Origin of the sequence: Kitasatospora sp. NPDC059973 (assembly GCF_042737525.1) — a bacterium.
In the GTDB taxonomy this organism is placed as follows: Bacteria; Actinomycetota; Actinomycetes; order Streptomycetales; family Streptomycetaceae; genus Kitasatospora.
This window is the reverse complement of the sequence record NZ_JBHWUI010000015.1, coordinates 72,094-84,560: the sequence shown is the minus strand read 5'-3', so window position 1 is coordinate 84,560 and position 12,467 is coordinate 72,094. Positions and strand designations below refer to the sequence as shown.

Here is a 12,467-nt window from a genome sequence, read left to right as displayed (position 1 = left end):
CCGCCGAACCTCCGGCGGGGCGACCGGCGTCACGCGCTCCGGGCGGTCAGCCGGTGAGCCGGGCGGCGGCCTCCTCCTCGCTGAGGGCCTCGATCTCGGCGATCAGCAGGTCCTCGATCCGGGCGGCGAGGGCGGCGGCGGTGGAGAGTTCGAAGGCGTCGCGGATCGGGACGTCCAGGCCGACGGCGGCGCGGATCCGGGCGACCACGCGGGTGACCAGGAGGGAGTCGCCGCCGAGGGCGAAGAAGTCGTCGAGGACGCCGACCCGGGGGAGGCCCAGGACCTCCCCCCAAAGGGTGGTGACGAGCTGTTCGGCGTCGGTGCGCGGGGCCAGGTACTCGGCGGTGGCGGTCGGGTCGGGGGCGGGCAGGGCAGCGGTGTCGAGCTTGCCGTTGAGGGTCAGCGGCAGCCGGTCGATGAGGACGACGGTGTCCGGGACGAGGTAGGCGGGCAGCGACCGGGCCAGGTGCTCGCGCAGGGCGGCCGGTGCGGGTTCGGCGCCGGGGGCCGGGACGGCGTAGCCGACCAGGCGGCGGCCGGCGAGGACGACGGCGGCCGCTCCGGCCACCTCCGGGTGGCCGGTGAGGGCGGCCTCGATCTCGGCCGGTTCGATCCGGTACCCGCGCAGCTTGATCTGCTCGTCGGTGCGGCCCAGGTACTCCAGCTGCCCGTCGGCGCGCCAGCGGGCCCGGTCGCCGGTGCGGTACATCCGCGCGCCGGGGCTCGTGCCGGTGAAGGGGTCGGGGCGGAAGGCGGCGTCGGTGAGGTCGGGGCGGCCCAGGTAGCCGCGGGCCAGGCCGGCGCCGCCGATGTGCAGCTCGCCCGCGGAGCCGCGCGGGAGCAGGGCGCCGTTCTCGTCGAGGACGTAGAGCCGGACGCCGGGCAGCGGGCGGCCGAGGGGCGGGCGCCGGGTGGTGTCCGGGGCGGTGAGGTCGGCGGCGGTGACGATCACGGTGGCCTCGGTCGGGCCGTAGGTGTTGACCAGCCGGACGGCGTCGCCGTGCCGCTCCCGCCAGCGGGCGACGGAGTCCGCGCGGGCCTCGGAGCCGCCGAGCACCACCAGCCGCAGGGCGGCCGGCCAGGGCGTCCGCCCGTCGAGGGAGACCAGTTCCTCCCAGTACGCCGTGGGCAGGTCGAGCACCGTGACGGACCGGCCGTGCGGGCCGCGGAGCAGCTCGGGCAGGGTGCGCCCGCCGCCCGGGAGCAGGACCACGCAGGCGCCGGCGGCGAGGGCGGGCCAGAGCTCCTCGGCGTGGGTGTCGAAGCCGATCGAGGCGAACTGGACGATCCGGTCACCGGGGGCCAGCCGGTAGCCGTCCGGGCCGGCCATCCAGTCGACCCGGGCGGCGAGGGCCGGGTGGTCGACGGCCACCGCCTTGGGGGTACCGGTGGAGCCGGAGGTGTAGAGGACGTACGCCAGTCCGGCCCGGTCCGCACCCGGGGAGGGCGCGGCGGCCGGGACGATCCGCGGGCCCGCGCCGCTCTCGTCGCCCTCGCCGTCGCCGTGGCCCTCGCTGTGCTCGTCGGTGAGCAGCAGGACGGCGCCCGACTCGCGGAGCATCAGCCGCCGCCGCTCCTCGGGGTGGGCCGGGTCGATCGGCAGGTAGCCGGCCCCGGCCTTCCAGACCGCCAGCAGCGCGACCACCAGGTCGAAGGAGGGCGCCAGCCGGACCGCCACCAGCTGACCGGCGACGGGTCCGAGCCGGGCGGCCAGGTCGTCGGCCCGCCGGTCGAGTTCGGCGTAGGAGAGGGTGCGCCCGTCGCACTCCAGGGCCGGGGCGTCCGGCGCGGCGGCGACGCGTTCCGCGAAGCGGGGGAGCCACGGGCGCACCGGCCCGGCGTGGCCGGGCGCCGGTCCGGTGCCGAGCGCGAGGAGTTCGGCCTCCTCCTCCGGCCCGATCAGCCAGTCGCCGTGCAGCGGCAGCGCCGGGTCCTCGACGACGGCGGCGAGCAGGGCCCGGCAGCGGGCGCCGAGCGCGGCGACCGTCGTGTCGTCGAGGACCTCCCGGTCGAAGGCGAAGGAGAGCGTCAGACCGCCGTCCGGCGTCCGCCAGCTGTCGAGCAGCAGATCGGTCTTGGCGCGTTCGAAGCCGGAGTCCATCGAGGCGGTGCGCACCCCGGCCGGCAGGTCGGCGCCGCCGTCGCCGCCGGTCAGGTCGTACTGGCTCTGGTGGACGAACACCGCTTGGTAGAGCGGCGCGGCGCCGGCCTCGGCGGGCAGGCCCAGGTGGGTGGCGAGCCGCTCCACCGGTACCTCCTGGTGGCTCAGCGCGCCCAGGGTGGCCGTCCGCACCCGGTGCAGCACCGTCCGGAAGTCCGGCTCGCCGGTGAGGTCGGCGCGGATGATCCCGGTCCGGGCGAAGTAGCCGACCAGTGCCTCCTGGGCGGCCTCGGTCCGACCTGCCAGGGGGGTGCCCACCAGGAAGTCCCGGGTGCCGGTCCAGCGGGCCAGCACGCACTGGTAGGCGGCCAGCAGCACCATGAACGGGGTGCAGCGCTCGCGCCGGGCCAGTGCGTCCAGGGCCGCGGTGAGTCCGGGGCCGAGCTCGACCGGGGCGAAGCCGGCCGGATGGCGCGGGTGGTCCGGCCGCGGGTGGTCCAGCGGCAGTCGCAGCCGGCCGGTGCCGGCCAGCTTCTCGGCCCAGTAGCGGAACGCGGTCTCGGCGCCGCCGGCCGCCGCGCGCTCCCGCTCGGCGCGGGCGACGTCGCCGTACCGGAGGGCGAGCGGTGCCAGGCCGGCCGGCGCCTCGCCGGTCTCCTCCCGATAGAGGGCGAGCAGTTCGCGCCAGAGGATCCGGAACGACCAGCCGTCCGAGACGATGTGGTGCACCACCACGGCCAGCGCGTGCTCGGCCGGCCCGGCGGAGACCAGGACGGCCCGCAGCGGCGGCCGCGCGGCCAGGTCGAAGGGCGCGTTGACGGCCGGCCGGCAGGCCTCGGTGAAGTCGCGCTCGCTCGCGCCGGGGGCCAGCTCGACCAGGGCGAGCGGGACCGGCGCGGGCGGCTCGACCAGCTGGACGGGCGCCTCGCCGTCCAGCGCGAACCGGGTGCGCAGGGTCTCGTGGCGGGCCGTCAGCCGGTCCAGCGCGGCGCGCAGCGCGCCCTGGTCGAGCGGACCGCTCCAGCGCCGGCAGAGGTACATGGTGAAGCCCGTGTCGGCGGGGTTCAGTTGCTGGAGGAACCAGAGGCGCCGCTGCTCCTCGGTGAGCGGGTGGGCGGCCTCGGTCGGTCGGGCGGCGCCGGTCGTCTGGTCGGTGCTGGTCATCGGACGGCGGCCTCGGTTCCGGTACGGCGCGCGGGCGGGGTGTCGGCGGGCGCGGTGGTGAGGATGGCGGTGGGGGCGGGGGTGTGGGTCGGGGTGGGCCGGGCGGTCGTGGCGGCGCGGTCCGTCAGGGCGGCGAGGCCCACCAGGTCGTCGGGCTCGGCGTCCGGGACGTCGCGGTCGAAGTGGCGCAGCGCGGGAACGGCCAGGCAGGTCAGCACGAGCAGCACCATGGCCAGGCCGAACAGCAGGTAGAGCAGGCCGATGCCGCGCCCCTCGCCGGTGCCGATCAGCCGTCCGACGGTGCCGGCGAGCGCGCCGTCCTCGTCGACCCACGGCTGGACCAGGCGCGGCCCGAGCGGCGCCACCACGGCGAAGCCGACCGGCAGGGTGGACCAGGCGACCATGGTGTTCACCGCGATCACCCGGCCGTGGAACCGCAGCGGGACCTTGGTCTGCACGATCGTCGCGTAGACGCCGTTGACCAGGGCCAGTGCGTAGGCCATGCCGAAGGCGCCGAGCGCCACCGGCAGCACCGAGGGCCGCAGACCGGTCACCAGGCAGGCGCCGGCCAGCCCGAGGGTGGCGAACAGGACGCCGCGCAGCCGCAACCGCCGGGGCCCGCCCCAGACCAGCAGGGTCAGACCGCCCAGCACGGCGCCCAGGCCGGCGGCGACGGCGACCCACCCGGCCGCCGCGAGCGGGGCGAAGGAGAGCACCAGCGGGGTGGTGAGCAGGAACAGCGGGGAGAGGAAGATGTTGAGGACGGCGAAGAACAGCAGCATCGCGCGGAAGTGCCGGCTGCCCAGCGCGCGCCGGAACCCGGCCCGGATCTCGGCGGCGACGCTCTCCCGCCGCCGGGCCGCCATCACGTCCGGGAAGCGCACGGCCAGCGTGACGGCCGTGGCCACCACGTAACTCGCCACGTCGAGGGCGAGGATGCCGCCGAGGCCGAGCGCGGCGAGCAGTCCGACGGCGAACAGCGGCACCAGGAACTGGGCCAGCCCGAAGGCCATCTGGACGATGCCGTTGGCCCGGCCGAGGAACCGCTTCGGCACGAGCTGCGGGACGGCCGAGTTCCAGGCCAGCCGCTGGAAGGTGAGCGCCGTCGAGAGCACCGCGATCAGGACGTACGCGTGCCAGACCCGCAGGCCGTCGGCGAGGAACAGCAGCAGCATCACCGCCTGGGTCAGGCCGGCCGCGACGTCGCCGTACAGCATGATCCGGCGCCGGTCGCCGCGGTCCACGACGGCGCCGGCGATCGGCGCCGCCAGGATGCCGGGCACCAGCCCGCAGGCCGCCAGCAGGCCGAACTGGGCGAGGGAACCGGTGGTCAGGTAGATCCAGACCGGCAGGGCGAACTCGGTGAGCGCCGAGCCGATCATGGAGATCTGCTGCCCGGCGGCGACGCCGAGGAACCGCCGCATGGTCGGCCGTGCCGCCGCCGGGCTCTTCGCGCCGGCCGGGGTGCGCGGGCCGGGCGCGGCGGGGCGGGCGTCGGCGCTCTGCTCGGCGCCGTCCCGGGAGAGGCCGGCCAGCCACCAGGTGGCGCCGTCGGCCCGTTCGTGCCGCCGCTCCCGCCCCGCCGCGACCGAGCGGTGCACGGTGGTCAGGATCTCGGCGAGTTCGGCGGCCCGGTACTTGAGGTAGAAGTGGCCGGCCTCGTCGAGCACCACCACACCGGTGGTGTCGCTGAGCCGGTGCCACTCCCGGTACCGCTCCTCGTAGAACTCGGTGGCCGGGTCCCGGTCGCCGCAGACCGCGATCACCGGTGCGGAGATCCGGCCGTCCTCGCTCTCGAAGAGCCGGGTGAAGTACTGCTCGGCCTCCTTCGTACCGGTCCGGCGGTTGCGCACCATCAGGCGCAGCTGCTCGGCGCCGACCTCGTCGGTGTCCAGACCGGCCGCCGCCAGGGCGTTGACCATGCCCTGGTCGCTGCGGAGCCGGTCGGCGATCCGCGCCCACCGCTCGCCGACGGCGGCGCCGCGCCCGCGCGGCCGGGCGAACGGGAAGATCCCGCCGAGGTGCACGGCCTCGATCTCCCGCCCGGCCGCCTCGACCCGGCGGGCGACCTCCACGGCGAGCCGGACCCCGACCCCGCAGTGGCCGTAGAGGACGATCCGCCCCTCGACGGTGTCGACGATCTCCTGGGCGCAGCGGGCGGCCACCTCGTCGATGTCCATCGCCTCCTCGCCCAGCTCGTGGCCGGGGACGGCCAGCGAGTGCAGCGCCCAGTCGGCGGGCAGCGCGTCGGCGAGCGGCTTGTAGATGAGCGCGCTGCCGCCGCCGTACGGGGTGCAGACGATGCTGGCGGTGGTCCGGCGGCCGGCCGGGGTGAGCCGGTGCAGCAGGCGGCGGGGGCCGCGGTCGGCGTCCGGGTCGCTGAGCAGGGCGGCGAGCCGCCGGACGGTGGGGTACTTGAAGAGGTCCATCACCCCGACCGGAGTGGCGAGTTCGGGGTAGGCCCGGCGCAGCCGGGCGACCACCTGGGTGGCGAGCAGCGAGTGCCCGCCGAGTTCGAAGAAGTCATCCAGGGCGCCGACCCGGGTGACCCCCAGCAGTTCGGCCCAGAGCCCGGCGAGGAACCGCTCGGCCTCGTCCTGCGGTTCGACGAACTCGCCGGCGGCGGCGGGCTCCTCGGGCTCGGGCAGCGAGCGGCGGTCGACCTTGCCGTGGGCCAGCAGGGGGAGCCGGTCGAGGACGACGAAGCGGGCCGGCACCATGTAGTCGGGCAGCACCTCGGCGAGGGCCTCGCGCAGCTCGGCGGGCGCCGGCGCCGGGTCCCCGCCCGGGTGTTCGAGGTAGCCGACCAGCGCCTGCCGCAGTCCCTCGCCGCGCGCCAGCACCACGGCCTGGGTGATGCCGGGCAGGGCGGTGAGGGCGGCCTCGATCTCGCCTGGCTCCACCCGGTAGCCGCGCACCTTGATCTGGTCGTCGCCGCGTCCCAGGTAGTCGAGGGCGCCGTCGGGCCGCCAGCGCGCGAGGTCGCCGGTGCGGTAGAGCCGGTCACCGGGCGCGCCGAACGGGTCCTCGACGAAGCGCTCGGCGGTCAGGTCGGGGAGGCCCAGGTAGCCGCGGGCGAGCCGGTCGCCGCCCAGGTACAGCTCGCCGGTGACGCCCGGCGGCACGGGCTGCAGCGCCTCGTCGAGCACGTGGCAGCGGGCCCCGGCGAGCGGGGTGCCGATGGGGGTGCTCCCCGGACCGGCCGTGCCGGCGGTGACCTCGTGGACGGTGACGCCCACGGTCGCCTCGGTGGGGCCGTAGTGGTTGAACACCGCGCAGCGGTCCAGGGCGGCCAGTTCGGCGGCCCACGGCCAGGCCGAGGCCTCGCCGCCGAGCACCAGCGCCCGGCGCGGCAGCAGCCGCTCCAGCGGGGCGTCGGAGCCGAGCGCGGCCAGGTGCGAGGGGGTCATCTTGAGGTAGTCGAGCTCCAGGGCCTCGATCTGCTCGGCGAGTTCGGCGCCGGCGATCCGGCGGGGGAGCAGGTGGACCCGGCCGCCGCTGCTCAGCGCCAGGTAGAGCATCGTGATGCTGAAGTCGAAGGACAGCGACTGCAGTAGTCCGTAGCTCGCGCCGGGCTCGATCCGCAGCCGCTCGCGCACCCCGGCCAGGTAGTTGAGGATCTGCCGGTGCTGGACGGCGACGCCCTTGGGGGCGCCGGTCGAGCCCGAGGTGTAGATCACGTAGGCCAGGTGGTCCGGGCCGGCGGCCTCGTCCAGCGGCTCCGGATCGGGCGTGAGGGGCTCCGGGCCGGGCGCGTCCGCGTCGAGCAGCAGCTCGGCGCCGGTGTAACCGGGGAAGCGCCCCCGCAGCGCGGTGTCGGTGACCAGCACCCGGACCTCGGCGTCGGCCACCAGGTGGGCGAGCCGGGCGGGCGGCTGCTCCGGGTCCAGCGGCAGGTAGGCACCGCCGGACTTGAGCACGCCGACCAGGGCCGCCGCCAGTTCGGGGGACTGCTCCAGGCAGACCGCGACCCGGTCGTCGGGCCGCACACCGAGCGCCCGCAGCCGCCGGGCGAGGCCGGTGGCCCGCTGCTCCAGCTCGCGGTAGTCGAGCGTGCGGTCCCCGAGGACCACGGCCGGGCGCTCCGGGTGGTCCCGGGCGGTGGCGGCGAGCAGCGCCGTCAGGGTGTCCGGCGCACCGGCGGTGGCGGGCAGCGGCGGGCCGGCGGCCCAGGTCTCCAGGACGTCCCGCCGTTCGCCGGGGGTGAGCAGCGGCAGCCGGGAGACCGGGCGGGCCGGGTCGGCCACCGCGGCGGCGAGGAGCAGTTCGAACCGCTCGACCAGGCGCCGGACGGTCGCGGCGTCGAAGAGGTCGGTGCGGTAGGTGAGCAGCCCGTACAGGCCGCCGTCGGACTTCTCCCGCAGGTAGAGCGCCAGGTCGGTGCGGGTGGTGGTGGCCTCGTGGCCGAAGCCCTCCCGGGCCGGTGCGCCACCGGGGCGGGTGTTGGTGCCGGCGCTCGTGTGGGTGCTGCTCGCGGTGCGGTCGCCGTAGTTCTGGAAGGCGAAGCTCACCTGGAAGACGGCCGACCGGCTGACGTCGCGCTCGATCTCCAGGTCGGCCACCATCTGCTCGAAGGGCACCTCCTGGTGGGTGTACGCGTCGAGGGTGGTCTCGCGGACCCGGGCGAGCAGCTCGGTGAAGGTCGGGTCGCCCTCCAGCCGGGCCCGGATCGGCAGGATGTTGACGAACAGCCCGACGACGTCCTCGAGTTCGCGGTGGAGGCGGCCCGCGACGGCCGAGCCGACGGCGAAGTCCCGCAAGCCGGTGTGCCGGCCCAGCAGGGTCTGCAGCGCGGCCATCAGCACCATGTACGCGGACGCGTTGGCGGAGCGGGCCAGGGCGTTGACGCCGCTGCCGAGTTCCGGGCCCCAGTGGAACTCCAGGGCGGCGCCGTCGAAGGTCAGCACCGGGGGCCGCGGTCGGTCGGTGGGCAGGTCGAGGACGGGGACGTCGCGCAGCTCGGTCCGCCAGTAGGCGCGGGAGGCGGCCAGCGCGCCGCCGGTCAGCCGCTCGCGCTGCCAGTGCGCGTAGTCGCCGAACCGGACGGCGGGGGCCGCCAGGCCGTCCGGGGTGCCGTCGGCGTGCCGGGCGTAGAGCGCGTCCAGCTCGCGGTGGAGGATGTCCAGCGACCAGCCGTCGCTGACGATGTGGTGCATCACCAGCGCGAGCACGTGCTCGTCGGGTGCGATGCGGACCAGCAGGGCGCGCAGCAGCGGTCCGGCGGCCAGGTCGAAGGGCTCGGCCGCCAGGGCGCCGAGTTCGGCGGTGGCGCGCCCGGCCGGGTCCGGGTCGGCGGTGGCGTCGACGAACCGGGCCGCGCACGGGGCGGGTTCGGCGACGCGGACCTCGGCGGTGCCCTCGGGGGTACCGGGGAAGGTCATCCGCAGCGCCTCGTGCCGCGCGAGCAGGTCGGTCAGGGCGGCGTCCAGCGCGTCGCGGTCGAGCGGCCCGCGCAGCCGGCGGGCCGGGGCCAGCGTGTAGGCCGTGGAGCCGGGGGCGAACTGGTCCATGAACCAGAGCCGTTCCTGGCCGCTGGAGAGCGGCGGGGCGGTGCCGGGCGGTCTGGCCGGCACGGTTCTGGCGGGGGCCGAGGCGGTCCGCAGCCGCTGGGCGAGCAGGGCGCGCTTGGTCGCGGACAGCCCGGCCGTGGGGTCCTGGATGTCGGTCATCGGTGATCCATTTCGGCGCACGTCGGAGGTGGCGGTGCCCTCGGGGCGGGAGCGGCCGCGGGGTGAGCGGGCGGCGCGGTGCAGCGCGCCGCCCGGGAGGTCAGCGCAGGTCGCGGACGGCCGCGGCGATGCCGAGCGGCGTCGGGGTGGCGAAGAAGACGTCGAAGTCGAGCTCGACGCCGAGCAGGTCGCGGATCCGGGCGGTGATCTGGATGATCGTCAGGGAGTGCCCGCCGAGCTCGAACAGGTCGTCCTCGGGGCCCAGGTCGGGCAGTCCCAGCACCTCGGCCCAGATCCCGAGCACGGCGTCGAGCACCTCGTCGTGCTCCTGCTGCCCGGCTGCCCCGGTCGCCCCGGTCGAGCCCTGGCTCGCGGCGTCGGTCGGGCGCGGGGGGACGGGCAGCGCACGGCGGTCCAGTTTGCCGTTCGGCGTCAGGGGCAGCCGGTCGAGCACCGCGAAGCGCTGCGGTACGGCGGCGGCCGGCAGCGTCCGCTGGAGGAGGGCCCGCAGCTCGGCGGCGTCCGGCACGGCTGCCCCGGGCGCCGGGACGAGGTAACCGGCGACGAACGGCTCCGCGTCGCCGGCCGCCTCGTCCCGCCGGACGGCGGCGGCCGCCTCGGCGACCGCGGGGTGGGCCAGCAGCGCCGACTCGATCTCGCCGAGCTCGATCCGGTGGCCGCGGATCTTGACCTGGTCGTCGAGCCTGCCGAGGAACTCCAGTTCGCCGTCGGCGGTCCAGGCCACGAGGTCGCCGGTGCGGTAGAGCCGCTCGCCGGGCGCGCCGAACGGGTCCTCGACGAAGCGTTCGGCGGTCAGCCCGGGTCGGTCCAGGTAGCCCTCGGCGACCCCGTCACCGCCGAGGTACAGCTCGCCCGGCACACCGATCGGGAGCGGCCGGCGCCGCCCGTCCAGCACGTACGCGCGGGTGTTGGCGATCGGTCGGCCGATCCGGACGGCCTCCGGCGCGGCCGGGACCTCGGCGCAGGTGGACCAGACGGTGGTCTCGGTCGGCCCGTAGACGTTGAGGAGCCGGTCGGTGCCCGCCCGCAGCTCGCGGGCCAGCGGCAGCGGCAGCGCCTCCCCGCCGACCAGGGCGGTCAGGCCGGGCGGCAGCGGTCCGGCGCCCAGCAGGACCCGCCAGCCCGAGGGGGTGGCCTGGGCGTGGGTGACGCCCTCGCGCTCCACCAGCGACCGCAGGCCCGGGCCGTCGACGGCGAGGCCGTCCGGCGCGAGCACCAGCCGCCCGCCGGTGACCAGCGGCAGCAGCAGTTCGAGCGCGGAGATGTCGAAGGAGAGCGAGGTGAGGCCGAGCCAGACGTCCCGGGGGCCCGAGCCGAGCCGGTCGGCGAAGGCGGAGAGCAGGTTGACCAGCGCGCGGTGGCCGATCTCGACGCCCTTGGGGCGGCCGGTCGAGCCGGAGGTGTAGAGCACGTAGGCGAGCCGGCCGGGCGAGGTCCGGGGGGCGGCCGGGTCGTCCGCCGGCGCGTCGTCCGCCGTGTCGCCCGCCGCGTGGGTGAGCCGCAGCAGCGTCGGGGCCGCGGCGGCCACCTCGGGGGCCGGCTCGCGGTCGGCCAGCAGCAGCGTGGCGCCGGAGTCCGCCAGGACGAGGGCGAGCCGTTCGGCCGGGTAGCCGGGGTCGAGCGGCAGGTAGGCGGCGCCGACGGTGTGCACGGCGAGCAGCGCGGCCGGCAGGTCGGCGGTGCGGCCGAGGTGCAGAGCGACCAGGTCGTCCCGGCCGACGCCGGCCGTGGTCAGCGCGTTCGCCAGCCGGTCGGTGCGCCGCAGCAGCTCCCGGTACGTCAGGCGCTCGGCGCCGGCCACCACCGCAAGGGCCTCGGGCGTGGCGCCGGCGCGCTCGCGGACCAGGTCGAGCACGGTCCGGTCGGCGGGGTAGGCGTGCTCGGTGGCGTTCCAGGTGCTCGTGACGAGCCGCTGCTCGGTCTCGTCGAGCAGCGGCAGGTCCGCCAGGGCCGCTCCCGGGTCGGCCGTGGCGGCGGCGAGCAGGGCGGCGAGGTGTCCGGCGATGCGCCGGGCGGCGGCGGGGGAGAGGACGGCCGGGTCGTACTGGAGGGAGAAGCCGACGTCCCCCGCGTCCTCGACCGCCTGGAGGTGCAGCGTGTTGCGGGAGGCGTGCGGGAACACCGTCCAGTCGACCCGGGTGGTGCTGCCCGGGAACACCGGGTCGGCGGTGGTGCGGCGGCGGTAGCCGAACGAGACGGGTGCCAGACCGGTCCGCGGCGTGAGCCCGGGCACGGCCGCGCCGAACGGGACGGCGCGGTGGGCCGAGACCAGGCGGACCTCGGCCCGGACAGCCTGGGCGTACTCCGCGAACGTCACGTCCTCCCCGGCGCCGGCCGGGGCGTGCACCGGCAGCTCGTTGACGAAGAGGCCGATGTCGTCGCGCCGCTCCGGGCGGCGGGTGGCGAAGGGGACCGCGACCGGGACGGCCTCGCCGCCGTAGCGCCGCAGCAGGCCGTGCAGGCCGGCGAGCAGGAACTCGAAGACGGTGACCCCGCAGTCGCGCGCGGCGTCGACCAGGTCGTCCCGGCCGGCGCCGTCGAGCCGCCAGGTGACGGCCTCGCCCCGGCCGGCGTCGGTGGTGGCCCGGGGGCCGTGGGGCAGCACCGGGTCGGTGGCGGCGGCCCACCGGGGGCCGTGGAAGGAGGCCGCCCGGCGGACGGCCTCGGGCTCGGGTTCGATCCCGAGGGCGTCACGCCGGTCGTCGGGGGCGGCGGGGTCGAGGGACGTGGGGGCGGAGGTCGCGGGGGCGGAGGTCGCGGGGTCGGCGGCGGGGGAGTCGGTGGCGGCCGGTCCGTCGGCTCGCGCGGCGGCGTAGGCGGTGGCGAGGTCGGCGGCCAGGACGTCCTTGGAGTGCCCGTCGAACACCGCGTGGTGGGCCACCACCAGCAGGTCGGCCGCCCCACCGGCCCGCCGGAGCAGGGTGAACCGGGCGAGCGGTCCGGCGGCGAGGTCGAACGGGAGGGCCAGTTCCTCGGCCAGTCGCTTGGCCAGGCCTTCGGCGCTGTCGGCCGTCGCGTCGACGACGGTGAGCGCGGGCGGCCGCCCCGCCGGGACCTCGCGGACCAGGCCGTCCTCCTCGACCAGCGCCGCCGCGAGCGCGGGGTGGCGGGTGACGGTGGCGGCGACGGCCCGGGCCAGGGCGTCGGCGTCGATCCGGTCGAAACGGAACCGCAGGGCGAGGTGGAAGGCCTCGGGGACGGCGGTCCGCCTGGTCGTCAGCCAGATCCCGTGCTGGGCGGGGGAGGCGGGGCGCCCGGCCCGGGCCGGAGTGTTCGCCGCTCTCGCGGGCTCCTCCTCCGGCGCGGCGGACGGGCCCGGTACGACGGATGAGACTGGTGCGGCGGACGAGCCTGGAGTGGTGGCGGAGTCGACGGGGGAGACGGACATGGCGGGCTCGATTCGGGAGTCGGAGGCGGGGCTGCGGTGACCCGTCCGACCGGGTTCCGCCGCGACGGTGCGGCCCGGTGGAGGGCGCGGCCGTCGGATGCGGTCCGGGCCGCCCCGCGGACCG

General features: G+C 76.9%; 3 protein-coding genes. All 3 read right to left on the bottom strand.

Features of this window, described 5'->3' with window-relative positions; genetic code table 11:
* Positions 1 to 46: 46 nt before the first annotated feature.
* A complete protein-coding gene (locus ACFWA9_RS06985) occupies positions 47 to 3,265 on the bottom strand; it encodes an amino acid adenylation domain-containing protein (protein WP_380383902.1) in 3,219 nt (1,072 codons plus the stop codon).
* A complete protein-coding gene (locus ACFWA9_RS06980; RefSeq protein ID WP_380383899.1) occupies positions 3,262 to 8,934 on the bottom strand; it encodes an amino acid adenylation domain-containing protein in 5,673 nt (1,890 codons plus the stop codon). Before ACFWA9_RS06980 ends, ACFWA9_RS06985 begins: the two co-directional genes overlap by 4 nt.
* Positions 8,935 to 9,034: 100 nt before the next feature.
* Entirely contained in the window at positions 9,035 to 12,343 is a 3,309-nt protein-coding gene (locus ACFWA9_RS06975; RefSeq protein WP_380383896.1) for an amino acid adenylation domain-containing protein, read from the bottom strand.
* Positions 12,344 to 12,467 lie beyond the last annotated feature (124 nt).

Coding starts and splice junctions, on each gene's coding strand:
- ACFWA9_RS06985 (WP_380383902.1), bottom strand. CDS start 3,265: ATGACCAGCACCGACCAGACGACCGGCGCCGCCCGACCGACCGAGGCC.
- ACFWA9_RS06980 (WP_380383899.1), bottom strand. CDS start 8,934: ATGACCGACATCCAGGACCCCACGGCCGGGCTGTCCGCGACCAAGCGC.
- ACFWA9_RS06975 (WP_380383896.1), bottom strand. CDS start 12,343: ATGTCCGTCTCCCCCGTCGACTCCGCCACCACTCCAGGCTCGTCCGCC.